Genomic DNA, 24,714 nt, shown 5'->3' on the forward strand with positions numbered 1-24,714 from the left:
GTGAAGGTAAAGGCTGCACTTTTGGGCGGCGCGCTGGTCGCGGGGCTGCTTGTCACGGGTTGCCAGAAGGCGCCGAAGGGCCAGGTCGTGGCGGTTGTCAATGGCGATGAGATTTCGCAGGCCGAGCTCAACGCCGAAATGACGGGCGTGAGGATTCCGGATTCCGCCGATCGCGACAAGCTGCGCCGCGAAGTGCTGCAGCGCCTGGTCGACCGCAAGCTGATCGTGCAGAAGGCGCGCGAACAGGGCCTCGACAAGACACCCGAATATGTCGCGCAGCAGCGCCGGCTCGAGGAAAATCTTCTCGTCAGCATGCTGGGCCAGAAGATCGCCGCGACGGTGCCGATGCCCGATGACCGCGACATAACCCAATATATCGCCGACAATCCCACCCAGTTCGGCGGGCGCGAGCGGCTGCTGCTCGACCAGATCCAGTTCCAGGCGCCGAAGGACGTCAAGAAGCTGCTGACGCTCAAGGATGCGCATTCGCTCGACGAGATCGCCGCCGGCGTCCAGCGGCTCGGCCTCTCCTTCTCGCGCGGCAAGGGCGTGATCGACACCGGCCGGCTCGATCCGCAGTTGACCGCAGTGATCAACAAGCTACCGCCCGGCGAGCCCTTCGTGCTGCCGTCCAACGGCCAATATGTCGCCAGCGTGATCGTCGGCCGCGACGCGACCCCGACCCCGACCCCGGTCGCGCGCCAGGCAGCCGCCGAGATGGTTCGCCGCCGCGAGCTGATCGCCGAAAGCAAGGCTCAGGTCGCCCGCGCACGGTCGAGCGCCGAAATCCAGTATCAGCCGGGCTTCGAACCCGACAAATCGGCAATCAAGGCTAGCCAGGCTAAGCAGGAAGCAGCCAAGTAGCTGCCTCCTGCTTAACCCTCGGCTTTTGTTTCGCCCTCAATAAACGTCGCGGTCCCAGATCAACCGCCATACGGTTTCCAGGATGATCCGCAGGTCGAGCAGCAGCGACCAGTTCTCTATATAATACATGTCATATTCGACACGGCGCTTGGCGCGCTCGATCGTGCCGATCTCGCCGCGCAGCCCGCGCACCTGGGCGAGGCCGGTAATGCCGGGCTTCACCCGGTGGCGCGCGGCATAGCCGCGCACCGCATCGACATAGTAGCTGTCGCCGACCATCATCAGCGTTGCGTGGGGGCGGGGACCGACGATCGACATCTCCCCGCGCAGCACATTGACCAGCTGCGGCAGCTCGTCGATCGACAGGCGGCGGATGAGCCGGCCGAAGAGCGTCACGCGCGGATCGCCGCGCCGCGTCCTCTCCGCGCCGGTTTCGTCCTGACGATCGACGTGCATCGACCGGAATTTGAGAACCTGGATCTTCACATTGTTGAAACCGAAGCGCTGCTGACGAAACAGTACCGGCCCCGGGCTCGTCAACTTGATCACCAACGCGGTGAGCAGCAGCAAGGGCGACAGCAGGATCAGCCCGAGCAGCGCCAGCACCCGGTCCTCCACCGCCTTCAGGATACGGTTGAAGTCGCGCATCGGCCGCTGCCACAGCGCGAACAGCGGCAGGGAGCCGATGAAGCGCATGCTATATTGCTGCGACAGGTCGAGCGCCTCGCGCGGCATCAGGCAGATATCGACCGAGACCAGCTGCAGCGCCTCGGTGATCTGATCGAGCCGCGCCTGGCTGATCATCGGCAAGGCGATGATCACCATGTCGACGTCGCCCCGGCCGATGCGCCCGACCAGCGCCTCGAGCCCGCCGAGGAATGGTACGCTCCAGGGCGTATTCCGCTCGATCCGCTTGGTTCGGTCGTCGGCGATGCCGACCACCGAGACATAGGGAAGCCGTTCGAGCTCGAGCAGCCGGAGCACCCGTTCCGAACTCGCCTCATCGGCGCCATAGATGACGATGCGCTGGCCGATATGCCCCGCCCGCACCAGATAGAAGATCAGCTTGCGGACGACGAAGCGGCTGACGAACAACATGCCGGCGGTCAGCCCGAGATAGCAGAGCGCCAGCCCGGTCGAGAAAGGCTTGGCCTGCCCTAGCTGCCAGATCGTCACGAAGACCAGCATCGCCGCGAGCAGGAACTCGAAGGCGACCGCCTGGTCACTGTCGCCGCCGCGCCCCATCGGATGGGCATAGCTGTCGCGCGACAGCCGGATCAGGAAGAAATTGACCCCGACGATCACCGCAACGTTGACATGCTGTTCGATGAAATATTGCGGACCGCGGATCAGCTCGTACGCGACCGGCGAGAGTAGCGCGCCAAGGGTCAGGCACAGCAGATCGACCCCCAGGATGATCGTCGCGATCACATTGGAAGTAAACCGGTATTTGCGCGATGCCGGCTCCGCCTGTGCGCCAGCCCCCTCGATCACCTTCAGCATAGCGTGCCTGTCCTGCCACAGGTCGGGGCGGCTTGCCCAGCATCCGCCTTTGCGGGGGTGACGGGCCGACGCCAGCCGGCCGCGAGCTCCCGGCGGACTTTCGGACCGCCGGGCAGCTGATCGAGAATATGGAAGGCCTCATCGACGCAATCGGTTTCGCCGAGCTGAATGCACAGCTGCGCCCGTTCCCGCCAGCCGTCACGCGAACGCGGATTATCGACGGTAAAGCGCCTGGCCGCATCAAGGGCACGCGCGGGGCGGCCGGTGCGCAGCATATAGGCGGCGTAGGCGTTGAGCATCGCCGGGTCTTCCTTGATCCCGTTCATCGCCTGGGCATAGACGTCATCGGCGAGGATCCTTTCCTTACGACGCACATAGATTTCAGCCAGCGCTACCCGGCCCTCCACCATATCCGGATTGTCGCGGACCAGCGCCTGCGCGTCGCGCAGGGCGCGCGGCAGATCGTTGGCAGCAACCGACACGCGGACCCGCATGAGCAGCGCGCGCGGATTACCGTCGTCGAACTTCAGGATGCGGTCGATCAGCGCCAGCGCTTCGCCGCCGCGTCCCAGCCCCGACAACGCTCCGGCGTACAGAACGTCCGCCTCCACATTGGCGACCGTGATCACCGCATTGGGGGCCAGGGAATCGACGAAGGGACGCAGCACCGCTTCCGCTTCGGCATAGCGCTTCTGGTCGAGCAGGAGATGGCCGAGCGCGACCTTCATCTGCGGATCGCCCTGCGCCGCGACGAAGCGGCGGACCCGGTCCAGATCGACCGCGGCGCTCCCCGCTTCGGTCCAGATGTCGACGATGCTCTGCTGAAGCGCCTCGTCCCCGGGATAACGGCGGGCGAGCCGGGCGAGCACGCCAAGCGCGCGATCGGGCAGGCCCTGATCGTACAGCGCCCGCGCATATTCGAGCCGCAGGTCGCGGTCCCCGGGCTTCAGCGCGAACAGCCGGGCATAGATTCGCGCCGTGTTGCGGAAGTCGCTGCCCGCCGCATAAAGATCGAGCAGCGCGAGCAGTTTCTGGCTCGACTCTCCATCCCTGGCGATCGATTTTTCGAGCGTGTCGATCGCAGCCCCCCGCTTGCCGTCGATATTGAGCAGCCGCGCGAGCAGGATCGCCGCGCCTTCGTTGGAGGGATCGATCGACAACATCCTGTCGACCACCGCTCGCGCCTCGGGCAGTTCGCGCCGGCTGGCGTGGATCGATCCCTTGACGAGCAGCATCCGCAGCGAGCGCGGCTGTTCGTCCAGAATCTGATCGGCGAACTTTTCGGAATCGCCGAATGAACCGCCCGAATAAGAGAGTTCGGCGAGCGCCTGGATCGCCTCCTCATTCCTCGGTTCGAGTTCGATCACCCGCGAATAGGCGTCATGCGCGTCGAGATAATTGCCCATGCCCAGCTGTGCGCGCGCCAGCTTCGCCCAATATTCGGGATTGTCGTCCTGCGCCGCGATCGCCTTGCCGATCTCGACCTTCGCCGAATAATAATCGCGCTTGGCGTAATAGGCATCGAAGCGCGCCGCCGCCTTCGCCGCCTTCTGTTCGGCGGAGCCACAGCCGACGAGCGCCAGCAGCAGCGCGCCCGCCAGCATTGCTGCTCTCCCCGAAGCCATCTCTTGCCAGCCGTCCCTTTCCCCCCGATTACAGACCGGTGGGCCGACGGGATCAATAGGGCAAAGCGTAAACAATGAGCCGAACCGACATCGCAGCGGTGGTCATCGGCCGAAACGAGGGCGCCCGGCTCGATTGTTGCCTGGCGTCGCTGGATGGGTTGCTCACCATTTACGTCGATTCCGGATCGACCGACGGCAGCCCCGGTCGCGCCCGCGCGGCCGGAGTGGAAGTGATCGAGCTCGATCCGCGCCAGGGTTATTCGGCGGCGCGCGGACGCAATGCCGGGCTCGTGCGGCTGATTGCCGATCCGGCTATCGCCTATGTCCAGATGCTCGACGGCGACTGCGTGCTGGCGCCCGGCTGGATCAGCGCGGGGGCCGCCGCGCTCGACGCCGAGCCGGAGCTGGGAGCCATCTCCGGCGAACTGCGCGAGGCCGATCCTGACGCCTCGCTCTATGCCTGGCTGTGCGACATCGAGTGGAGCGCTCCGCCGGGTCCGGTGCCGCTGTTTGCCGGCAATGTCCTGCTCCGCGCCGATGCTGTGCGGCGTACCGGTTTTTACCGGCCCGGCATGATCGCGGGTGAAGACCCCGACTATGCGATCCGGATGCGCGAAGCAGGCTGGAAGGTCGGGCGCATAGCCGAACCGATGGCGGTGCACAGCGCCGGCATCGCCCGCTTCGGACAATGGTGGCGGCGCACCGTCCGCGCTGGCCATGCCTTCGCCGAACTCACCGCGCTCCATCCTCGCTCGCCGCTCCACGATTTCGGCCGCAGCCGCCGCCGCATCCTGTTTTGGGGCGGCGCGGTCCCGTTCGCCGCGCTCGCCGGCCTGATCCTGGCGGCGGTGGTCGATCCGCGCTGGGCGCTCCTGAGCGGAGCGGCGCTGTTCGTCACCCTTGCGCAGATGGTCCGCGTCGGTTTGCGCGAGATGCGGCATCATCGCCCCCGGCCCGCCTTCACGCTCGCGCTGTTCCTCGGCATCGGCAAATATGCCGAGATGATCGGGCTGCTGCGCTATCATCTGTCCCGGCGGCCCCGGGCGTCATGACCGCCCTTGCCGCCTGGCTGATCTTCGCGTTCCCGGCGACCGTCACGCTGGTACTAACGATCGAACTGGCCGCCGCCCTGGGTCCGGTCCGCCGCTTGCTGGAAACGGCCGCGCCCAGCATTGCGATCCTCGTCCCGGCGCATGACGAGGCCGCCGGCATTGCAGCCACGATCGCCGGGCTACGCATCGCCGCCCCCGGCGGCGCGCGGCTGATCGTCATCGCCGACAATTGCACCGACGATACTGCGAGCCTTGCCCGCGAGGCCGGCGCTGAGGTCATCGAACGCGACGATCCGGCGCGGCGCGGCAAGGGCTTCGCGCTGGCCCATGCCCGCGACCGGCTCACCGCAGACCCGCCCGAGGTGGCTGTGGTCGTCGACGCCGACTGCGACATCGGCGGCGACGGCGTCATCCGGCTCGCCGCCGCAGCGCGGGCCAGCGGACGACCGGTCCAGTCGGCCTATCTGCTGCGGCCCCGGCCCGACCTCGGCGCGATGGTCGGGCTGTCGGGCTTCGCCTTCCTGTTGCGCAATCTGGTGCGGCAGCGCGGTCTCGCCCGGCTCGGGGCGCCCGCCCTCCTCACCGGTTCGGGCATGGCCTTTCCTTGGGAGACGTTCGCCGCTGCCCCGCTCGCGACCGGCGCGCTGGCGGAAGACCTCGCGATCGGTGTGGCACTGGCGCGGGCGGACTATCCGCCTGCCTTCCTGCCCGATGTCGTGACATGGTCCGACCCCGCGCGGCGGGCAGCGACGAGAATGCAACGTACTCGGTGGGAACAGGGCTTCCTGCGGATCGCAGCCGCGGAAGCCTGGCCCTTGCTGGCGTCAGGGCGCTGGCCACTCCTGTGGCTCGGCCTGCACCTGCTGGTGCCGCCGCTGGCGCTGCTGGTCCTGATCGACGGCGTGGCGCTGGCGCTGCTCGCCTGGCTGGCGAAACCGCTGCCGCTGGTGCTGATGGCCATATTGCTGGCTGCCTTGCTGATCCTGCTGCCACTCAACTGGCTATGCTTTGGCCGCGCGCAGATCTCGGGTATGCGGCTGCTGCTCATCCCGCTCTATGTCATCTGGAAAGTGCCCATCTATCTCGGCGCGCTGCTTCGCCCCGAACGGCGCTGGATCCGCACCGACCGCGATTAGAGCAGCGCCAGCCCCGCGTCGACGACATGCGGGGCGAAAAACTCGCTGGTCCCGGCCCCGATAAAAGCGCCCCCCGCCATGACCGCGTAGAACAGGCCATGCGCGCGGAGATCGAACAATCCGGCGCGGCGCAGCATCGCCGTCGTGTATAGCAGCACGCCGAACTCGGCGGCGGTCAGCGCCAGCGGCAGCGCGATCGGTCCGAGCGGGCGGAACAGTAGCGCCACCGCCAGTATGAACAGGCCGAGCCGCACCAGATTGGCGCGCAAGACCGGGCTGGCGCGGCCCATGGCGAGGATCGTCTGGACATTGGTGTAGTTGTCGAGATCGAAGGCGGTCCGCAGCAGCAGCACCGAGAAATAGATCCAGCCATATTCGTAGCGGTGATCGAACATCACCCGGAACAGTGCCGGGGCGGCGCCGATGCCCAAGCCGATCCCGGCGAACAGCAACAGGTAGAATCGGCGGCGTGCGGCATAGAAGATCGCGGCCAGTGCAGCCGCGCCCTCTCGCCAGCTGCGCGACGCCAGCGGAAAGAAATAGCGTTCGACATAATTGCGGCCGAACGGCGCGAGCGCGAGCGCCAAATTGACCGGCAGCATGTAGACGCCGAAATCGGCGACGCTGAACAGCTTTGCGAACAATATCTTGTCCGACTGGGTGATCAGCAGCGTGACCAGCGTCGACGCCATGATCCAGCGCGAGAAGCCCAGAAACTCGCGCGCCAGCCCACCGTCCCAGGCGAAGTGCGACCGGCCCGGCAGCAACGACAGCGTCAGGACGACCCGCGCGATCGAATTGACGTAGAGGCCGACGATCAGGGCACGATAATCCGGCATGACCAGCGTCAGGGCGAGATTGGCGGCGATCTGGATCGCCAGCGCGCCGAGTTCGACGGTGCAGCCCGCCCGCACCCGCCCCTCGCGCTGGGCCAGCAACAGCGTCATCGGACAGAGCGCGTTTATCAGGAACAGCGGCGCGGCGATGGCGATCGGCCAGGCCAGCTCGGCCTTGCCGAGAAATAGCGCGATCGGCCAGGCCCCCGCTAGCATGGCCGCCGACAGGAGCGCCCCCTGCCCCAGCCGCAGCGTCCACAATATGTCGAGAAAGCGCTTTTCGCCGCCGCGATCGTGGCGGACGACGAAATCGAAAAAGCCGAGGTCCGACAACATCGTCAGCACGATCATCACCGAGACGATCACCCCGACCACACCAAAGGCATGCGGATCGAGGAGACGGGTGAGGACGATGTTGCTGCCGAGGCGGAGCACCAGCGTCGCCGCCGTGAAGGCGAACAGCATCGCCCCCGCCTCGCTGCGCGTGAAGCGCGCGACGAAATGCGTCAGCCGCGCGGAAAAGGTCTGCGCGCCGGTCATCGCAGCGAGGGGAGCCGCTCGCCCTGATCGACGAGCAGTTCGGCAACGAGGGGCGCGGGCCTTGGCGCGCTGGCGGCCCGGTTGCGGGCGATGTCGTGGCGCAGCGCGACCAGCAGCGCCACCGCGACGAAGCTCATCTGCATCGGCGCCACCCAGCTGCCGAGCAACGCGAAGGCGACCATGAGCGCGGCGATGATGGCGAGCAGCGTCTGAGCGAGCAGCATATGGTCGGGGCCCGGCCGCATCCGGCGGATCGCGCGATACTGCGGAAAGGCCGAAAGCAGGAACAGAATGAAAGGCACCAGCGAGACGATCCCGCCTTCGACAATGATCGCGATATAGGCGTTGACGAGGTCGACGATGCCCTGCCCCTGGATGAACTTGTCGAGCAGGCCTTCGGCCACGGCTTCGCGATAGCCCAGCCAGACCCGGCTGCCGAGCGCCTGCGGAATGCCGGTGACCAGTTCGAGCCGGTAGTTGCCAGAGGATTGCGCATCGCTGCCGGCCAGGATGGGAAGGCCGACGATCACCACGAAGCCCGCCAGCGGCACCAGCAGCGCCAACAGATAGCGGCCGCGCAGCATCTGCAGCGCCATGACGCCGATCGCCACCGCGACCAGCCCCGACCGCGACAGCGTCGACGCCAGCCCGATGAGGATCGTGGCCCCCAGCGCGAAGAGCGCAATCGACCGGCCCCGCGCCAGCCAGGTCCCCCATGCTGCGATCGCGGCGATGCCCAGCATCGCGCCGCCGGTCAGCGGATGGGCGAAGGGGCCATAGGCGCGGTGGATACCGCCGCGCTCCAGCCAGACACGCGGAGCATCGATCGTCCAGAAGTCCTTCTTGATGCCCATCACCCCGGAATAGAGCGGCCAGTGGCGGATGCTTTCGAAAGCACATAGGAACGCCGCACCCGCCGCCGCGAGCAGCATGGTCCGCAGCAGCAGCTCGGGCCGCTCGACCCGCACGCGCGACAGCACATGATAGGTCAACAGATAAGGCACGAAATAGCTGGCGACGTTGCGGGCGATGCCGGTGGGCGTTTCACGAAGCGAGACGCAGATCAGATAGATGACGAGGAAAGCGATCAGGAAGAGGTCGGTCGCGGCGACGCCGCGGCGGAGATGATGTTCGGGATGGAGCAGATAGCCGACCAGCAACGCCGCCGAAAAGGCCATGAACGGCGTCAGCGGCGCGATATAGGCTCCCGCCACCGCGAGCAGCGATCCGGCGGCGGGCGTCCAGAAAAAGAAGAAGAGATAGGTCGCCGCCATCGGCACGCGCTTGTCGAAACAGGCGATCAGCAGCAGCCCGAAGATCAGTTGGGTCCAGAGCATCGGCACGAAACTGACCGCGATACAGGCGACGAGCATTCCGCAGATCACGATCCGCGCCAGATAGCGCTTCTCCCACCTTTCCCGGACGAGCATCGTCGCGGGCAGGGCGGCGAGGCCCAGCAGTCCGCACAACACGATCGCATTCTTCCAGAGAAACATCGGCCCCCGATCGGCTTGCGCTGCGCTGGCACCGCATATCGTCCGCACGCCTTAATCAAGCTCTACGCTGCCGAGGTAAAGAAGGAATGGCTTGATCGAGGGGGCGAGTCCCCCCAAATGACGATCATGCTGATAGAAACCGAACTCACGCCCAATCCGGCGACCCAGAAATTCCTGCCTGGCCGCGCGGTGATGACGACGGGAACGCGCGATTTCGCCGACCCGGAAGAGGCCGGCGCATCGCCGCTGGCCGAGGCGCTCTTCTCGCTGGGCGACGTGACCGGCGTCTTCTTCGGTCAGGATTTCGTATCGGTCACTGCGGCCGAGGGCACCGACTGGCGTGACCTCAAGCCGCAGGTGCTGGGCGTGCTGCTCGACCATTTCGCGTCCGAAGCGCCGTTGTTCCATGCGGGCAGCGCGGCGGAGATCGTGATCGACGAAGCGTTGAGTGAGGACGACCCCGCCGACGCGGACATCGTCGCCCAGATCAAGGACCTGATCGAGACCCGCGTTCGCCCCGCGGTCGCCCGCGACGGCGGCGACATCGTCTATCGCGGGTTCCAGCGCGGCACCGTCTATCTGGCGATGCAGGGCGCCTGCTCGGGTTGTCCGTCATCGGCGGCAACGCTCAAGCAGGGCATCGAGACGCTGCTCAAGCATTATGTGCCCGAGGTGACCGAGGTCCGCGCGGCCTGAGGTAAAGAGAAGTGCCCCGCACCCTGGTGATCGATACGGCGACCGCCGCCTGTTCGGTGGCGCTGATCGAAGATGACCGGATAATCGCGGAGTTCCACGAGGTCGTCGGCCGCGGGCACGCCGAACGATTGATGCCGATGATCGCAGCCTTGCCGGACGGCGGCCGCGCCGATGCGATCCTGGCCGATTGCGGCCCGGGCAGCTTCACCGGCGTGAGGGTCGGCCTCGCCGCCGCTCGTGCGCTGGCGCTCGGCTGGGGCGTCGGCGTGCACGGCTACAGCTCGATGGCGGTCATCGCCGCCGCGGTGGCACATGCGGACGTTGTCGCGGATGCTTCGATCGGCATCGCGCTGACAGGAGGGCATGGCGAATTGTTCGTCCAGCGCTTTGCCACGGCTCCTGTCGCGGCGCTGTCCGCGCTCGAATCGCTCGCTCCCGACGGTGCTGCCGCCGTGATCATCGATACCGATGTCTTCGGGTCCGGGGCGGCCCAACTGGTGGCGGCGCGCAACAGCGGCGCGGCGCGCGATCGCCTGCCCCGCGCGGCGGATGCCCGGCTGTTGCCCGTCGCCCTCTCGCGCCTCGCGCCCAGCCCGATCTATGGTCGCAACGCCGACGCGAAGCCCGTGGCATGAGCGTGATCGGGATCGAGAACGTCGGCATCGACGCGCTCGACGCCGTCATGGCGGTCATGAGCAGCGCCTTCGACCCCGGCTACGGCGAGGCCTGGAACGAGTCGCAGACCTTGGCGATGCTTGCCATGCCTGGCGTGTGGCTCTCGCTCGCGACGGTCGATGGCGAGCCCGCGGGCTTCACGCTCAGCCGCATCATCGCCGACGAGGCCGAACTCCTCCTGCTTGCCGTGGCGCCGGCGCATCGCCGGCAAGGTGTCGCCCTGGCGTTGATCGAGCATTGCCGCAAGCAAACATCGCATCGCGGAGGCACACGACTTCATCTTGAAGTACGTGATAATAATCCCGCTATCGAATTATATAAGAAAGCCGGCTTCACGCAGATAGGTCGTCGTCCAGGCTATTATCGCGGAAATGACGGACAGCTCTATGATGCGTTGACCTTGTCTTGCACTCTGGTTGAGCAATAACTTAGATCTAGTCTGAGAAAGCCGTTGCAATTCGTCTCGAATGGGCGCAGACGCCCTGCTTCGAGTGCGCAGGAAAGCATTCTAAAATAAATCTATCTATATCAGCTAATAAGGGTTGAACCATGTCTGACAATAACGGCCTCACCGAAACGCTCATTGCTTTGACCGCGGACATCGTCTCCGCGCATGTCAGCAACAATAGTGTCGCGGTGTCCGATCTGCCGCTGCTTATCCAGAATGTGCATAACGCGCTGTCGTCGCTCGGCGACGAACTGGTCGAGCCGGAAGTGAAGCAGGAGCCCGCCGTCTCGATCCGCGCCTCGATCAAGCCCGACTACATCGTGTGCCTCGAGGACGGCAAGAAGCTCAAGATGCTCAAGCGTCACCTGATGACCCATTATCAGATGACCCCCGAACAGTATCGCGCCAAGTGGAACCTGCCCGCCGACTATCCGATGGTCGCTCCCAACTATGCCGAGCAGCGCCGTTCACTCGCCAAGAAGATCGGCCTCGGCACGAAGCGCCGCACCCGCTGATCGGAAAGGATGGCAAGGGGCGGAGAAATCCGCCCCTTGCACTTTTCAGCATCGCCCTGACCTTGTGTTCGCAACCGCGATCCGGCTAACAAGGCGCCCATGCCCGGCAAGATCGACATCGAACAGCTCTGCGCTGAAAAAGGCCTCCGGATCACCGAGCAGCGCCGCGTGATCGCACGCGTGCTGTCCGACGCGGTCGACCATCCCGATGTGGAGCTGCTGCACCAGCGCGCGGCGGCGATCGATCCGGGCATCTCGATCGCCACCGTTTATCGCACGGTGCGGCTGTTCGAAGACGCCGGCATCCTCGAGCGGCACGATTTCGGCGATGGCCGCGCCCGTTATGAAGCCGCTCCCGAAGCGCATCACGATCATCTGATCAACGTCGAAACCGGCGAGGTGATCGAGTTCGTAGATCGCGACCTCGAGGAGCTTCAGCGCAAGATCGCCGAGAAGCTCGGCTTCCGCCTCGTCGACCATCGGCTCGAACTATACGGCGTCTCGGCGGAGCGATCGAAATAAACTGCCGATGACGCGGTATCGCGCTGCCGCCCGCATCGCCGTCGCCTTGTCCGTGCTTGGCTTTTGCCTGACCGGCTATGCGCTGACCTGGCCGATACGCAAGCGGCTCGGCTGGACCCGCTTTTTCCTGCAATGGTTCGGCGAAGCGCTCGGCCTCGACGTCCGCGTCGAAGGAAAGCCGGTAGGCCGCGACGTCCTCTACGTCGCCAATCATCTCAGCTGGCTCGATATATTGGCGATGGGCGGCGCGACACCGACCGCGTTCGTCTCAAAGGACGATGTAAGCCAATGGCCGCTGGTCGGCATGCTGGCGCGGATCGGCGGCACCATCTTCATCGACCGCCAGAGCCGCCGCGCGGCGCGCGGCCAGGCCGATCAGCTGGGCCTCGCGCTGATGGACCACCGGCCGATCACGCTGTTTCCGGAGGGCACCACCAACGACGGCGTATCGCTTTTTCCCTTCCGGCCCGCACTGTTCGCCTCGGTCGCGCCCGCCCCGCCCGGCGTCGTGATCCAGCCGGTCGCGATCGACTATGGCGATGCGGCGACCGAAATCGCCTGGAGCGGTGACGAAGAACTGGGCCCCAACGCTCGCACGGTACTAAACCGCCCCGGCCCGCTGGTCTGCACGCTGCGTTTCCTGCCGCCGCTCGCGCCGTCGAACGACCGCAAGCAGCTGGCGGCGCAGGCACAGGCCGCCATCACCGCGGCGCTGGCGCGCTAGCGCAGCTTCGCTTATAGGGCCCCGCATGACGCGTCCTGCCCCCAAGAGCTTCCACGTCAAGTCGTTCGGCTGCCAGATGAACGCCTATGACGGCGCACGCATGGCCGAGCTGCTCGAAGCGCAGGGGCTGACGGCGGCGGACAGCCCAGAGGCGGCCGAACTGATCGTCCTCAACACCTGCCACATCCGCGAAAAGGCGGCCGAGAAGGTCTATTCGGACATCGGCCGGATCGTGAAGCGCGCCGAGGGCGGCAAACCGATGATCGCGGTGGCGGGCTGCGTCGCCCAGGCCGAAGGCGCGGAAATTCCCCACCGCGCGCCCGCGGTCGATATCGTCGTTGGGCCGCAGGCCTATCACAACCTGCCCCAGCTGGTCGCCGATGCCGCAGCGGGCAAGCGCGCGCTCGATACCGACATGCCCGCCGCGTCGAAGTTCGACGTGCTGCCCAAACGCCGCCGCCAGGGGCCAAGCGCCTTCCTGACCGTCCAGGAAGGCTGCGACAAATTCTGCACCTATTGCGTCGTGCCCTATACGCGCGGCGCGGAGATTTCGCGGCCCTGGCGCGCGATCGTCGACGAGGCGAAGGCGCTGGTCGACGCCGGCGCGCGCGAGATCACCCTGCTCGGCCAGAACGTCAACGCCTGGAGCGGAGAAGACGAAAAGGGCCGCGCGCAGGGCCTCGACGGGCTGATCCGCGAACTCGACACGCTGCCGGGCCTCGACCGCATTCGCTACACCACCAGCCACCCCAACGACATGAGCGACGGCCTGATCGCCGCGCATGGCGATGTCGCCAAGCTGATGCCGTTCCTCCATCTGCCCGTGCAGGCGGGATCGGACCGCATCCTCAAGGCGATGAACCGCAGCCATGACGTCGCCAGCTATCTGCGCCTGATCGAACGCGTCCGCGCGGTACGCCCCGACATCGCGGTGTCGGGCGACTTCATCGTCGGCTTCCCCGGCGAGACCGAGGCGGACTTCGAGGAAACCCTCGCCGTCGTCCGGCAGGTCGAGCACGCCTTCGCCTTCAGCTTCAAATATAGTCCGCGTCCTGGCACCCCCGCCGCGACGATGGCCGAGCAGATCGATCCAGACGTGATGGACGACCGGCTCCAGCGGCTCCAGGCGCTGCTCAACGAGCAGCAGCACGGCTTCAACCTCGCGACCGTCGGCAAGCGCTGCGAGGTGCTGATCGAACGCGACGGCAAGCGCCCCGGCCAGCGCATCGGCAAATCGCCCTGGCTCCAGTCGGTGATCGTCGAGGACGGCCCGGCGATCGGCGAACTGGTGACGGTGTATATCGTCGCGGCTGGACCGAACAGCATCAATGCGGTGATCGCGGAGCGGCAGGCGGCGTAAATATCCTCCCCATGCTTCGCGCAGGGAGGATTTGAAAAGACCGTCACCCAACTGCCACAACAACGGTGGATAAGTTCGCGGCACGCCCGCTTTTCCCCTTCGCATGGGTCGAAATCGGCGTAGGATCGTTGTGACCCCGACGAGCCCGTCCAGGGTCGTAAAGGAAAGGAAGCGCCCACCCCTTATGTCGCGCAAGCCAGTTCCCGCGCAGGCCGGAGATCGCGCCCGGTTGGAAATCCTCTTCGACAAGCCCCAGCTGCTGGGACGATTATTCGGGGAGTTCGATCAGAACCTGGTCGCGATCGAGAACAGGCTGGGGGTGTATATAGCGGCGCGCGGCAACAAGCTGCAGATCGAGGGCGAGGCCGAATCCGCGGGCCGGGCACGCGAAGTGCTCACCGGGCTCTACAACCGCATCGTTCAAGGTCAGGATATCGACAGCGGCGCGGTCGAAGCCGTGATCGCCATGTCGGCCGAACCGACGCTCGACGGCATCATCCGCAACGACGTGTCCGATCCGCCCAAGGTGATGATCCGCACCCGCAAGAAGACGATCGTCCCACGCTCGGCGACCCAGATCCGCTACATGGAAGCGCTCAACCGCTCCGACATCATCTTCGCGCTCGGGCCGGCGGGCACCGGCAAGACCTATCTGGCGGTGGCGCAGGCTGTGCAGCAGCTAATTCAGGGGACGGTCGACAGGCTGATCCTGTCGCGGCCGGCGGTCGAGGCTGGCGAGCGGCTGGGCTTCCTGCCTGGCGACATGAAGGAGAAGGTCGACCCCTATCTCCGTCCGCTCTACGACGCGCTCTACGACATGTTGCCGACCGAACAGGTCGAGCGGCGGATCGCCAGCGGCGAGATCGAGATCGCGCCGATCGCCTTCATGCGCGGCCGCACGCTGGGCGACGCCTTCGTCATCCTCGACGAAGCGCAGAACACCACACCCGCGCAGATGAAGATGTTCCTCACCCGGTTCGGCCAGAATAGCCGGATGGTGGTCTGCGGCGATCCGCGCCAAGTCGACCTGCCCGACATCGGCAAGTCGGGTCTGGCCGATGCGGTGACCAAGCTGGAGGGTATCGAGGGCATCGCCACCGTCCGCTTCGGCTCGGCCGACGTGGTCCGCCATCCGGTCGTCGGCCGGATCGTCGAGGCCTATGAGGGACCGGATAACGCGTGATCGAGGTTGCCGTACAGGCCGAGCCTGACTGGAACGACGGCACCGACTGGGAAGCGCTCGCCACCGAGGCGGTCGCCGCCGCGCTCCGAGTCACCCCGCATGCCGAGATACTGACCGCCGACTATCTGGCGGAAATATCGGTGCGGCTGGCCGATGACGACGAGGTACGGGCGCTCAACCGCCAATATCGCGACAAGGACAGGCCGACCAACGTGCTGAGCTTCCCGATGGTGCAGGACGATCTGCTCGGTGGGCTCGACAATAGCGACGATGGCGAAGTGCTGCTCGGCGACATCATCCTGGCGCGAGGCGTGTGCGAGCGCGAGGCCGCCGAGAAGGGCGTGACCCCGGCCGGACACGCCACCCACCTGATCGTCCACGGCACGCTCCACCTGCTCGGCTATGATCATATCGAGGACAGCGAGGCCGAGGCGATGGAGGATCTGGAGCGCGCCGCGCTGCGGACGATGGGGATCGACGATCCCTATGCGATCACCGAAGATTGAACCGGCGCTGCCGCACGCTAAAATATAAGTTCATTGCCCATCGGGCGGTTTTTCGGTTAGCGATCCCCCGACAAAGGACGGCACACTAGAAAGACGATGCCAGACGATAGCAGTAGCAGCGCCGCGGACAGCGGCGGACGATGGTGGCGCGGGTTGCGCTCGCTCTTTGCACCGGAGCATGAGCCCAGCCTGCGCGACCAGATCGAGGAAGTCATCGAAGAGCATGACAGCGAGGGCGGTGAAGACGACGACCTGTCCCCCGCCGAACGCGAGATGCTCCGCAACATCCTGCATTTCGGCGAGCGCACCGTGGGCGATATCGGCGTGCCGCGCGGCGACATCATCGCGGTGCCCGAGACGATCGGCTTCAACGAGCTGGTCGCCCGTTTCGCCGAGGCCGAGCACAGCCGCCTGCCGGTCTTTGGCGAGGATCTCGACCATGTCATCGGCATGGTCCATGTGAAGGACATATTCCGGATCATCGCGACCGGCGCGCCGCGGCCGGAGACGATCGCCCCTCTCATCCGCCAGCCGCGCTTCGTGCCGTCGTCGATGCGGATCATCGACCTGCTGGCCGAGATGCGCGAGACACGCACCCATCTCGCCATCGTCCTCAACGAATATAGCGGCACCGATGGCCTCGTGACGATCGAGGATCTGGTTGAGGAGATCGTCGGCGACATCGAGGACGAGCATGACGAGGAGGAAGAGGAACTGCTCGTCGCGCTCGGCGATTCGCTCTGGTCGGCCGACGCCCGCGCCGAGCTCGAGGACGTCGCCCGGCTGATCGACCCACGCCTCGCCGACATCGACGACGATGTCGAGACGCTGGGCGGCCTCGCCTCCGCGCTCGCGGGGCAGGTGCCGGCGATCGGCCAGATCGTCGAGCATCCGAGCGGCTGGCGGATCGAGATCGCCGACGCGGACGAACGGCGCGTCAAGAAGGTGCTGCTGCACCCGCCGGTGGCCGAGGAAGCCGCCGAAGAGTAGAAGTCCGGATCCCCTTCGGTCATTCCATGCGTTAGAATGTGGCGACCCGCCCGCCAGGAGAAACAGATGACGACCAGGAAGAAGCTGTTCATCGCCATTCCGGTGCTGATCCTGCTGGCCACGATCGGCTTCGTTTTCTGGTTGTTCACCCACGAGCGCGCGGAGGTCGATTTCGCCGCGACGGTCGGCGCACGCCCAAAGATCAGTGAGCCGAACGAGACGCTGGTGCCGACCATCAACGTCGCCAAGGCGGTCGGCTGGAAGCCCGGCGAAAAGCCGGTCGCGGCCGCGGGGCTGTCGGTCGCGCCGTTCGCGGCAGGGCTCAGCCATCCGCGCTGGCTCTACGTCCTGCCCAATGGCGACGTGCTGGTCAGCGAGAGCAATTCGCCGCCGCGCGACGACAAGAATGGCGGCGGCGGCATCACCGGCTTCGTGATGAACAAGATGATGGAGCGGGCGGGCGCGGGCGTGCCATCCCCCAACCGCATCGTCCTGCTGCGCGACGCCGATGGCGACGGCAAGGCCGAGCTCAGGACGGTGCTGATCGCGGATCTCAATTCACCGAGCGGGATGGGTTGGCACGACGGCCAGCTCTATATCGCCAACACCGATGCGCTCGTCCGCGTCCCCTTTACGCCCGGCCAGACGAAGATCGACGCCAAGCCGGAGCTGGTAGCCAAGCTGCCCGGCGGTCAAAATCACTGGGCGCGCAACCTGCTGATCGCGCCCGACGGCAAGTCGGTGTTCGTCGCGGTCGGCTCGGCGTCGAACATCGGCGAAAACGGCATGGACAAGGAGGACAAGCGCGCCGCGATCTGGCAGATCGAGCTGCCCTCGGGCCGCGACCGTATCTATGCCTATGGCCTGCGCAATCCCAACGGCCTGGCGTTCGAGCCGACCACCGGAGACCTGTGGACCACGGTTAACGAGCGTGACATGATCGGTTCGGATATAGTCCCCGACTATCTGACCGAGGTGCAGTTCGGCGGCTTCTACGGCTGGCCCTGGTATTATTGGGGCGGCTATGTCGACAAGCGGGTCCCCGAGCCCGAAGAAAATCTGCAATCCTATGTAATCCGCCCCGATTATGCGCTCGGGCCGCATGTCGCCGCGCTGGGCCTGACCTTTACCAAGGGCGCGATCCTCGGCCCCGAATACGCAAACGGCGCCTTCATCGCCGAACATGGCTCATGGAACCGGCGGCCCTTTTCCGGCTACAAAGTAGTGTTCGTGCCCTTCGCTCAGGGCAAGCCCACCGGCAAGCCGCGCGACATCCTGACCGGTTTCCTGTCCGGCAAGGAACAGGCCCGCGGCCGCCCGGTCGCCGTGGCGATCGGCAAGCTCGGCGGGCTGTTCGTGAGCGACGATGTCGGCGGCGTGATCTGGCGCGTGACTGCGCCGGCCAGATAGTTAGCCTCAGGTGCCGGCATGCGCGTCCGCGCATCCGGCGTTTGAGGGCTGAATCAAATAAGCTGGCTTAGCTTCGACGGCGCAGGAGACGCCTTGTCGCGCGGCTGCGGCTGGATCGCCGGAGCCTCGAAGCGGTGCCAGCCCCCGGCAGACAGCCGCTCGAGCGGCTGGAATCGGGTCTTGTACTGCATGCGCGGCGAACCATCGACCCAATAGCCGAGATAGACGAAGGGCAGGCCGGTCTCGGTGGCGCGGCGGATATGGTCGAGGATGATGAAGGTGCCGAGACCGGGACGGATCTCGTCTTCAGTCTCGAAGAAGCTGTAGACCATCGACAGGCCGTCCGACTGGACGTCGGTAAGGCAAGCGCCGATCAGCTTGCCGGGCCGGCCGCCGACCGAAGGCTCGCGATATTCGACGATGTTGGTCTTCACCGGAGTCTGTTCGACCATGTCGGCAAAGTCGAGCTCATCCATCTGCGCCATGCCGCCGCCGGGATGACGCGACTTCAGATAGCGGCGAAGCAGCGCGAACTGCTCCTCCGTGGTCCAGGGCTTGCAGACGCTGATCTCGAGATCGCCATGACGGCGCAGCAGTTTGCGCTGGCTGGCGTTGGGTTTGAACTCGCCTGCAACGACGCGAACCGAGACGCAGGCCTGGCAATCGACACAGGTGGGCCGATACGCGACGCCCTGGCTGCGGCGGAAGCCGATCCGGCCGAGCGCATCGTTCAGTTCGCCCGCATTGGGGCCCGCCAGTTCGGTGAAAACCTTCCGCTCGGTTCGGCCGGGGAGATAAGGGCACGGGCCGGGGGTCGTTACGAAGAAGCGCGGAAAGCGAAACTGCGCCGTCATCCGAATCCAAGCCCCATAAAACTGACCGCCCGCCGGTCAGCTATGAATATGCCTACGCATGAACGTCATGAAAAGACCATTAACCTTGAATATTTTTAGGGGTTTTCGACTTAAGTCGAAGATCGAATTGCGTCGAATCCAACTCGTCATACCCGCAAAAGCGGGAATCCATGGACGGCGGAACATCCAGTCAACAAACGGCCCGTGCCCGTGGATTCCCGCTTTTGCGGGAATGACAGTGATAAGGAAGACTACGCAGCTTCGATGGGGGTGACGTCGTAACCCTCGGCGCGCAGCGCCTTCAGCAGCCGCTCGAGATGCTCCGCGCCCCGCGTCTCGCATTCGATCTCGGCGATCAGCCCCTTGGCGGGCAAGGTGGTGAACACCCGCTGGTGATAGACCTCGACGATGTTGACCTGCTGCTCGTCGAACACGCGCGCGACATGGAACAGCGCGCCGGGCCGGTCCTGCAAACGCACGCGCAGGCGCGCGAGGCGGCCGAGGCGGGCAAGGTCGCGCAGCAGCACATTGGCGAGCAGCCGGGTGTCGATATTGCCGCCGCACAGGATGACGCCGACATTGCGGCCCCGGAACTTCTGCGGATGGGCAAGCAACGCGGCCAGGCCCGCCGCGCCCGCGCCTTCGGCCACGGTCTTCTCGATCTGCAGCAGCATCGACACCGCGGTCTCGAGGTCGCGCTCGGCGACGAGAACGATATCGTCTACCAGCGCACGGACGATCTCCGCGGTCAGCACGCCCGGCTGCTTGACCGCTATGCCTTCGGCCAGCGTATCGCCGTCACAGGGCAGCATCAGCCCCTTCATCTTGGCGTACATCGACGGATAGAGTTCGGCCTGGACGCCGAACACCTGCATCGGCTTGCCCGCCGCACGCGCAGCGACCGCGGCGCCAGAGATGAGGCCGCCGCCGCCGATCGGTACGACCAGCGTGTCGATCTCCGGGGCGTCCTCCAGCATCTCGAGCGTGACGGTGCCCTGGCCCGCGATCACGTCGGGATCGTCGAACGGATGAACGAAGGTCAGCCCTTCCTTGGCCTCCAGCGCGCGCGCCGCCTCATAGGCATCGTCGAAGCTTTCGCCGCTCAGGATCACCCGCGCGCCATGGCCTTCGGTCTGCTGGACCTTCACCGTCGGGGTCATCTTCGGCATCACGATCGTCACGGGGATGCCAAGCCGCTTGCCATGATAAGCGAGCCCCTGGGCATGGTTGCCCGCCGAGGCAGCGATGACGCCGCGCGCGCGCTGCTCATCGGTCAGGAGCAGCAGCTTGTTGAGCGCGCCGCGCTCCTTATAGGCGGCGGTGAACTGAAGATTTTCGAACTTCAGCCAGATATTCGCGCCGGTGATCTCACTCAGCGTGCGGCTCTTCAGGACCGGTGTACGGACGATCGACGGCGAAATTCGCGCATGCGCGGCGCGGATATCGTCGATGGTCACGGGGACGCCGTCGGCGCCGGTCTGTTTGTGCACGCTAGCCATAGTGGCCGCGCCATAGCTTATTGTGTTCCAGACTCCTAGCGTCCCCGGAAAATCCATCTTATGCGGGTCGCCATGGCTAAAGTGACCTTTCTCGGGCTGGGCGCGATGGGCGCCCCCATCGCGCGACATCTTGCGGCCGCCGGCCATGATGTCACCGTCTACAACCGCACCCGCCACAAGGCCGACGCCTGGGTCGAGCAGCATGGCGGCCGCGCCGCGCCGACCCCCGCCGCCGCCGCCGAGGATGCCGATGCGGTGTTGTCCTGCGTCGGTGCGGACGGCGATCTGGAAGCGGTCACGCTGCGCAAGGACGGGTGCTTCGCGGCGATGAAGAAGGGCGCGCTGTTCATCGATCACACCACCGCTTCGGCCAAGATCGCCCGCCAGCTTGCAGTCGAGGGGCGCGACCGGGGCCTGCTGGTCGTCGACGCGCCGGTCTCGGGCGGGCAATCGGGCGCGGAGGCGGGCACGCTGGCGATCATGTGCGGCGGCGCGGACAAGGCGGTCGCCGCCGCGATCCCGCTGATGCAGGCCTATTCGTCGCGAATCGTCCATATCGGCGGGCCGGGCGCGGGGCAGACGACCAAGATGGTCAACCAGATCTGCATCGCCGGTGCGATGCAGAGCGCGGCCGAGGCGCTGCGCTTTGCCCAGAATGCCGATCTCGACCTCGACAAGGTGTTCGAGGCGGTGTCGGGCGGCGCGGGCGCGAGCTGGTACATGGTCAACCGCTGGAAGACGATGGCCGAGGACAGCTTCGATTTCGGCTTCGCGGTCGACTGGATGCGCAAGGATCTCGGCATCGCGATCGAGGAAGCGCGCAGCAACGGCGCGGCGATCCCCTTTGCCGCGCTCGCCGATCAGTTCTATGCCGATTCACAGGCGATGGGTTGCGGCCGCGAGGATATCTCCTCGGTGGTGAAGCGGCTCCCTAAGGGATGATCGCCCGCCGCTGGCTGCTCGGCCTCGCCCTCCTCGCCTCCCCCGCACTGGCGGACGGGCTGATCGACAATGCCAATGGCTATAGCTTCGACACGAAGGGCCAGCTGGTCCGCTTCAACGCGCTGCTGATCGACGATCAGGGCAAGGTCGCGAAGCTGCTCGGCCGCGACGACAAGCGGCCCGACAAGCTCGACTACCGGCTCGACGTCAAGGGGCGCACCGTCATTCCTGGGCTGATCGACGCACATGGTCATGTCATGGGGCTGGGCGAAGCGGCGCTGTCGCTGGACCTGTCGGCGACCGCCACCCTCGCCGAGGCGCAGGCCGCCTTGCGCAAATATTCGGGCGACCGGCCTACCCCGCTGTGGATTCGCGGCGGCGGCTGGAATCAGGAGCGCTGGGGGCTCGGCCGCTTTCCGACCGCCACGGATATCGACGCGATTACCCCGGGCCGTCCGGTGGTGCTCGACCGGGTCGACGGCCATGCGGTCCTCGCGAACAGCGCGGCGATGGCGGCGGCGGGAATCAGCGCCAGGACAAAGGACCCGGCGGGCGGACGGATCGAGCGCGATGCCAAGGGCAACCCCACCGGCGTCTTCGTCGATGCGGCGCAGGACCTCATCCTCAACGCGGTGCCCGCGATGCTGCCGCGCGACCGCGATGCTGCGCTCGCCAAGGCGCAGGAGATATTGCTGAGCCAGGGCATCACCGCGACCGCCGACATGGGGACCAGCGGAGACGACTGGCAGGTGATGCGCCGCGCGGGCGACGCCGGGCGGCTGCGGGTGCGGATCATCTCCTATGCGGGCGGCATCCCCACCCTGCTCTCGATCGCGGGCACCGGGCCGACGCCCTGGCTCTATGATGGCAAGCTGCGCATGATCGGGGTCAAGCTGTACAGCGACGGCGCCCTAGGATCGCGCGGGGCCTGGCTGAAGGCGCCCTATGCCGATGCGCCGGGCCAGAAGGGGCTTCAGTTTCTGGACGACGCCAAGCTGCGCAACCTGATGAGCCGCGCGGCGATGGACGGCTTCCAGACCGCGGTCCATGCGATCGGCGACGCCGCCAATGCGCAGCTGCTCGGCGCGATCGAGGAGCTGGCCGAAACCTATAAGGGCGACCGGCGCTGGCGGATCGAACATGCCCAGATCGTCGATCCTGCCGATCTGCCCCGCTTCGGCAAGAACGGCATCATCGCCTCGATGCAGCCTGTCCACCAGACGTCGGACCGGACGATGGCCGAGGCGCGGCTTGGCCCCGCCCGGCTGGGCGGCGCCTATGCCTGGAAGTCGATGCTCGACAACAAGGTGCCGCTCGCCTTCGGTTCGGACTATCCGGTGGAGAGCCCGAACCCCTTCCCGGCGCTCGCCGCCGCGATCAGCCGGCAGGACGCGACGGGCCAGCCGGCCGGCGGGTGGCAGCCGCAGCAGGTCATCAGCCTTCCCGAAGCATTCCGCGCCTTCACCGCGACGGCCGCTTATGCGGGCTTCGCGGAAGATCGCATCGGCACGCTGACGCCGGGTCGCATGGCCGACTTCCTGATCCTCGACCGCGACATCTTCACCGCGTCCGCGACCGACATCCGCGCGGCGAAACCGCTGGAGACCTGGATCGGCGGCAAGCGGGTGTGGGTGGCGAAATAGCGTCATCATAGTGAAATCGAAGGCGGGCATCGCACCGCCATGCACAGACTGATCCTCGCCGTCGCCGCGCTCGCCGCAACCTCCGCCATCGCCCAAGCCGCGCCGCCGCCGAGGCCCAAGCTGATCGTCGCGATCTCGGTCGATCAGCTCTCGACCGAAGTCTTCGAGAAATATCGCCCTGGCTACACCGCCGGGCTGAAGACGCTGGCAAACGGCGTCACCTTTCCCACCAGCTATCAGAGCCATGCCGCGACCGAGACGTGCCCCGGCCACTCGACCATCCTGACCGGGCGTCACCCAGCCGGCACCGGCATCGTCGCCAACAGCTGGACCGACCGCAAGACCGGGCAAAGCGTCTATTGCGTATCGGTCCCCGGCGAGGATTCGAAGGCGCGCGGGCATCAGAATCTGCGCGTCACCACGCTGGGCGACTGGATCAAGGCGGCGCGGCGCGGCGCGCGGACCTTCGCGGTCGCGGGCAAGGACCGTGCCGCGATCACCATGGCAGGAAAACATGCCGACGGGGTCTATTGGTGGAGCGACGGCACCGGCTTCGTCACCTCGCCCTTCGCCGGCCCCGCCGGTCCGCGCGTGACCCAGCCTGCCGAGGCGTTCAACGCCGCGTTGATGGCGAAATGGACCGCGACCCCGCCGCAGCTCTGGCCCGCCCCGTCACCCGCCTGCGCGGCGCTCGTCAAGCGCGAGCAGTTCGGCCAGCTCGAACTGTCCGGCGAGGTGCCGCCCGAGATGGCGAAGGGCGTTACCGAGGGGGAGGACTTCACCGCGACCAAGCGCTTCAACGAGGCGATGCGGGCCTCCCCAACCTTCGACGCGACGATCGCCGACTTCGCGATCGATCTGATCACCCGCGAGAAGCTGGGCAAGGGCAGCGCCCCCGATCTGCTGGCGATCGGCCTGTCGGCGACCGACTATGTAGGCCATCGCCTCGGCAATGGCGGCGCGGAGATGTGCGTGCAGCAGGCCGCTCTCGATGCGACGATCGGTCGGCTGCTCGACCGGATCACTGCGCTGAACATACCCTTCGTCGTCATGCTCACCGCCGACCATGGCGCGACCGACGCCTCCGAGCGCCATTTCGAACAAGGTGGCCATGGCTATCGTATCGACGACAAGGCACTGATGATGCGTCTCAACGACGCACTCGAAGCCGAACTGGCGGTGATCTGGCCGCCGCTCAGCACCGAAGATCCGCAGCAGCTTTACATCGTCGCCGATCCCGACGAGACGCCGCACGAGCGCGTGCTCGAAGCCGCAGTCGCCTGGCTCAAGGCCCAGCCCGAGGTGAAGGCGGTGTTCTCCCGCGCCGAGGTGGAGGCGGCGACGGTGCCGCCCGGCACCCCCGCCGATCAGCTGACGATGGCCCAGCGCTTCCACGAGAGCTACGATGCGGAGCGGTCGGGCGATATCGCGGTCGCCTATGCCGAACGGGCGAGCTACGGCGTTCCGCGCGAAGTCGGCGACACCGTCGCGGGCCATGGCACTCCCTGGGATCACGACCGACAGGTGCCGATCCTGTTCTGGTGGCCCGGAGCGCCCGCAGAACGGCGCAACCAGCCGGTCGAGACGGTTGACATCGCCCCGACCCTGGCGGGCGTGGTTGGGATCAAGCCGCCGGTGCCGGTCGACGGGCGCTGTATCGATCTCGGCGGCAATTGCCCGAAGTGATGCGGCGCG

General features: G+C 66.3%; 23 protein-coding genes. 17 read left to right on the forward strand and 6 right to left on the reverse strand.

Annotated elements, in window-relative coordinates; all coding sequences use genetic code 11:
- On the forward strand, positions 1-864 hold the full coding sequence (locus ASE00_RS12000; protein ID WP_056380509.1) for a SurA N-terminal domain-containing protein: 864 nt from the start codon (positions 1-3) through the stop codon (positions 862-864).
- 36 nt (positions 865-900) lie between these two features.
- Here the strand turns inward: ASE00_RS12000 and ASE00_RS12005 are convergent, their stop codons facing one another.
- Both ASE00_RS12005 and ASE00_RS12010 read right to left on the reverse strand, forming a co-directional pair.
- Positions 901-2,367 carry an undecaprenyl-phosphate glucose phosphotransferase gene (locus ASE00_RS12005; protein ID WP_056380512.1) on the reverse strand — a complete coding sequence of 489 codons (1,467 nt, stop codon included), beginning with the start codon at positions 2,365-2,367 and terminating at the stop codon, positions 901-903.
- Positions 2,361-3,971: a tetratricopeptide repeat protein gene (locus ASE00_RS12010; RefSeq protein ID WP_235538646.1), complete on the reverse strand. Its 1,611-nt coding sequence runs from the start codon at positions 3,969-3,971 to the stop codon at positions 2,361-2,363. Before ASE00_RS12010 ends, ASE00_RS12005 begins: the two co-directional genes overlap by 7 nt.
- Positions 3,972-4,066: 95 nt before the next feature.
- Between ASE00_RS12010 and ASE00_RS12015 the strand changes: the two genes are divergently transcribed.
- Both ASE00_RS12015 and ASE00_RS12020 read left to right on the forward strand, forming a co-directional pair.
- Positions 4,067-5,044, forward strand: a complete 978-nt coding sequence (locus tag ASE00_RS12015; protein ID WP_056380516.1) for a glycosyltransferase family 2 protein — start codon at positions 4,067-4,069, stop codon at positions 5,042-5,044.
- Entirely contained in the window at positions 5,041-6,180 is a 1,140-nt protein-coding gene (locus ASE00_RS12020) for a glycosyltransferase family 2 protein (RefSeq protein WP_056380518.1), read from the forward strand. Before ASE00_RS12015 ends, ASE00_RS12020 begins: the two co-directional genes overlap by 4 nt.
- Here the strand turns inward: ASE00_RS12020 and ASE00_RS12025 are convergent.
- Together ASE00_RS12025 and ASE00_RS12030 are read right to left on the reverse strand one after the other, a co-directional pair.
- Complete coding sequence (locus ASE00_RS12025) at positions 6,177-7,556, reverse strand: oligosaccharide flippase family protein (protein ID WP_056380520.1); 1,380 nt, start codon at positions 7,554-7,556, stop codon at positions 6,177-6,179. The two genes, ASE00_RS12020 and ASE00_RS12025, sit on opposite strands and share 4 nt — an antisense overlap.
- Entirely contained in the window at positions 7,553-9,052 is a 1,500-nt protein-coding gene (locus ASE00_RS12030) for an O-antigen ligase family protein (RefSeq protein WP_056380522.1), read from the reverse strand. Before ASE00_RS12030 ends, ASE00_RS12025 begins: the two co-directional genes overlap by 4 nt.
- Positions 9,053-9,178: 126 nt before the next feature.
- On the opposite strand from ASE00_RS12030, the gene ASE00_RS12035 reads away from it, so the two are divergent.
- The 11 genes from ASE00_RS12035 to ASE00_RS12085 all read left to right on the forward strand — a co-directional run bounded on the left by ASE00_RS12035 (position 9,179) and on the right by ASE00_RS12085 (position 18,081).
- Complete coding sequence (locus ASE00_RS12035) at positions 9,179-9,748, forward strand: NifU family protein (RefSeq protein ID WP_056381619.1); 570 nt, start codon at positions 9,179-9,181, stop codon at positions 9,746-9,748.
- 11 nt (positions 9,749-9,759) lie between these two features.
- Positions 9,760-10,383, forward strand: a complete 624-nt coding sequence (gene tsaB, locus ASE00_RS12040; protein ID WP_056380524.1) for a tRNA (adenosine(37)-N6)-threonylcarbamoyltransferase complex dimerization subunit type 1 TsaB — start codon at positions 9,760-9,762, stop codon at positions 10,381-10,383.
- Complete coding sequence (gene rimI, locus ASE00_RS12045; protein WP_056380525.1) at positions 10,380-10,850, forward strand: ribosomal protein S18-alanine N-acetyltransferase; 471 nt, start codon at positions 10,380-10,382, stop codon at positions 10,848-10,850. Before tsaB ends, rimI begins: the two co-directional genes overlap by 4 nt.
- Positions 10,851-10,972: 122 nt before the next feature.
- Positions 10,973-11,386 carry a MucR family transcriptional regulator gene (locus tag ASE00_RS12050; RefSeq protein WP_056380527.1) on the forward strand — a complete coding sequence of 138 codons (414 nt, stop codon included), beginning with the start codon at positions 10,973-10,975 and terminating at the stop codon, positions 11,384-11,386.
- Positions 11,387-11,485: 99 nt separating this feature from the next.
- Complete coding sequence (locus ASE00_RS12055; RefSeq protein ID WP_056380529.1) at positions 11,486-11,908, forward strand: Fur family transcriptional regulator; 423 nt, start codon at positions 11,486-11,488, stop codon at positions 11,906-11,908.
- Positions 11,909-11,915: 7 nt separating this feature from the next.
- Positions 11,916-12,632 carry a lysophospholipid acyltransferase family protein gene (locus ASE00_RS12060; protein ID WP_056380531.1) on the forward strand — a complete coding sequence of 239 codons (717 nt, stop codon included), beginning with the start codon at positions 11,916-11,918 and terminating at the stop codon, positions 12,630-12,632.
- A 13-nt stretch (positions 12,633-12,645) separates the two neighbouring features.
- Positions 12,646-13,992 carry a tRNA (N6-isopentenyl adenosine(37)-C2)-methylthiotransferase MiaB gene (miaB, locus tag ASE00_RS12065; protein ID WP_056380532.1) on the forward strand — a complete coding sequence of 449 codons (1,347 nt, stop codon included), beginning with the start codon at positions 12,646-12,648 and terminating at the stop codon, positions 13,990-13,992.
- A gap of 184 nt (positions 13,993-14,176) precedes the next feature.
- The gene (locus ASE00_RS12070; RefSeq protein WP_056380534.1) at positions 14,177-15,175 is read left to right on the forward strand and encodes a PhoH family protein; all 999 of its coding nucleotides are present in this window, start codon (positions 14,177-14,179) and stop codon (positions 15,173-15,175) included.
- Positions 15,172-15,681, forward strand: coding sequence for an rRNA maturation RNase YbeY (gene ybeY, locus ASE00_RS12075; protein WP_056380536.1), 510 nt, complete (start codon positions 15,172-15,174; stop codon positions 15,679-15,681). Before ASE00_RS12070 ends, ybeY begins: the two co-directional genes overlap by 4 nt.
- A 96-nt stretch (positions 15,682-15,777) precedes the next feature.
- Positions 15,778-16,671, forward strand: a complete 894-nt coding sequence (locus tag ASE00_RS12080) for a hemolysin family protein (protein WP_056380538.1) — start codon at positions 15,778-15,780, stop codon at positions 16,669-16,671.
- A 66-nt stretch (positions 16,672-16,737) separates the two neighbouring features.
- The gene (locus ASE00_RS12085) at positions 16,738-18,081 is read left to right on the forward strand and encodes a PQQ-dependent sugar dehydrogenase (protein ID WP_056381621.1); all 1,344 of its coding nucleotides are present in this window, start codon (positions 16,738-16,740) and stop codon (positions 18,079-18,081) included.
- A 53-nt stretch (positions 18,082-18,134) separates the two neighbouring features.
- Here ASE00_RS12085 and ASE00_RS12090 read toward each other — a convergent pair whose 3' ends face one another.
- Positions 18,135-18,935, reverse strand: a complete 801-nt coding sequence (locus tag ASE00_RS12090; protein WP_056380540.1) for an arginyltransferase — start codon at positions 18,933-18,935, stop codon at positions 18,135-18,137.
- 251 nt (positions 18,936-19,186) lie between these two features.
- The gene (locus ASE00_RS12095) at positions 19,187-20,434 is read right to left on the reverse strand and encodes a threonine ammonia-lyase (RefSeq protein WP_056380542.1); all 1,248 of its coding nucleotides are present in this window, start codon (positions 20,432-20,434) and stop codon (positions 19,187-19,189) included.
- A 60-nt stretch (positions 20,435-20,494) separates the two neighbouring features.
- Here ASE00_RS12095 and ASE00_RS12100 point away from each other — a divergent pair, with 60 nt between their 5' ends.
- The 3 genes from ASE00_RS12100 to ASE00_RS12110 are packed head-to-tail and all read left to right on the forward strand — an operon-like array spanning position 20,495 to position 24,705.
- Positions 20,495-21,376, forward strand: a complete 882-nt coding sequence (locus ASE00_RS12100) for an NAD(P)-dependent oxidoreductase (RefSeq protein WP_082594648.1) — start codon at positions 20,495-20,497, stop codon at positions 21,374-21,376.
- Positions 21,373-23,019: an amidohydrolase gene (locus tag ASE00_RS12105; RefSeq protein ID WP_056380544.1), complete on the forward strand. Its 1,647-nt coding sequence runs from the start codon at positions 21,373-21,375 to the stop codon at positions 23,017-23,019. The genes ASE00_RS12100 and ASE00_RS12105 overlap by 4 nt, the downstream gene beginning before the upstream one ends.
- A 39-nt stretch (positions 23,020-23,058) precedes the next feature.
- Positions 23,059-24,705, forward strand: a complete 1,647-nt coding sequence (locus ASE00_RS12110; protein WP_056380546.1) for an alkaline phosphatase family protein — start codon at positions 23,059-23,061, stop codon at positions 24,703-24,705.
- Positions 24,706-24,714 lie beyond the last annotated feature (9 nt).

This window comes from Sphingomonas sp. Root710, assembly GCF_001429065.1.
Classification (GTDB): Bacteria; Pseudomonadota; Alphaproteobacteria; order Sphingomonadales; family Sphingomonadaceae; genus Rhizorhabdus.

Bases quoted from the DNA above. Each gene is read 5' to 3' on its own strand.
- ASE00_RS12060 (WP_056380531.1), top strand. From the start codon at position 11,916: ATGACGCGGTATCGCGCTGCCGCCCGCATCGCCGTCGCCTTGTCCGTG.
- ASE00_RS12025 (WP_056380520.1), bottom strand. From the start codon at position 7,556: ATGACCGGCGCGCAGACCTTTTCCGCGCGGCTGACGCATTTCGTCGCG.
- ASE00_RS12110 (WP_056380546.1), top strand. From the start codon at position 23,059: ATGCACAGACTGATCCTCGCCGTCGCCGCGCTCGCCGCAACCTCCGCC.
- ASE00_RS12085 (WP_056381621.1), top strand. From the start codon at position 16,738: ATGACGACCAGGAAGAAGCTGTTCATCGCCATTCCGGTGCTGATCCTG.
- ASE00_RS12020 (WP_056380518.1), top strand. From the start codon at position 5,041: ATGACCGCCCTTGCCGCCTGGCTGATCTTCGCGTTCCCGGCGACCGTC.
- ASE00_RS12055 (WP_056380529.1), top strand. From the start codon at position 11,486: ATGCCCGGCAAGATCGACATCGAACAGCTCTGCGCTGAAAAAGGCCTC.
- ASE00_RS12090 (WP_056380540.1), bottom strand. From the start codon at position 18,935: ATGACGGCGCAGTTTCGCTTTCCGCGCTTCTTCGTAACGACCCCCGGC.
- ASE00_RS12095 (WP_056380542.1), bottom strand. From the start codon at position 20,434: ATGGCTAGCGTGCACAAACAGACCGGCGCCGACGGCGTCCCCGTGACC.
- ASE00_RS12100 (WP_082594648.1), top strand. From the start codon at position 20,495: ATGCGGGTCGCCATGGCTAAAGTGACCTTTCTCGGGCTGGGCGCGATG.
- ASE00_RS12005 (WP_056380512.1), bottom strand. From the start codon at position 2,367: ATGCTGAAGGTGATCGAGGGGGCTGGCGCACAGGCGGAGCCGGCATCG.
- ASE00_RS12080 (WP_056380538.1), top strand. From the start codon at position 15,778: ATGCCAGACGATAGCAGTAGCAGCGCCGCGGACAGCGGCGGACGATGG.
- ASE00_RS12050 (WP_056380527.1), top strand. From the start codon at position 10,973: ATGTCTGACAATAACGGCCTCACCGAAACGCTCATTGCTTTGACCGCG.
- ASE00_RS12070 (WP_056380534.1), top strand. From the start codon at position 14,177: ATGTCGCGCAAGCCAGTTCCCGCGCAGGCCGGAGATCGCGCCCGGTTG.
- ASE00_RS12035 (WP_056381619.1), top strand. From the start codon at position 9,179: ATGCTGATAGAAACCGAACTCACGCCCAATCCGGCGACCCAGAAATTC.
- ASE00_RS12015 (WP_056380516.1), top strand. From the start codon at position 4,067: ATGAGCCGAACCGACATCGCAGCGGTGGTCATCGGCCGAAACGAGGGC.
- ASE00_RS12010 (WP_235538646.1), bottom strand. From the start codon at position 3,971: ATGCTGGCGGGCGCGCTGCTGCTGGCGCTCGTCGGCTGTGGCTCCGCC.
- ASE00_RS12105 (WP_056380544.1), top strand. From the start codon at position 21,373: ATGATCGCCCGCCGCTGGCTGCTCGGCCTCGCCCTCCTCGCCTCCCCC.
- rimI (WP_056380525.1), top strand. From the start codon at position 10,380: ATGAGCGTGATCGGGATCGAGAACGTCGGCATCGACGCGCTCGACGCC.
- ASE00_RS12030 (WP_056380522.1), bottom strand. From the start codon at position 9,052: ATGTTTCTCTGGAAGAATGCGATCGTGTTGTGCGGACTGCTGGGCCTC.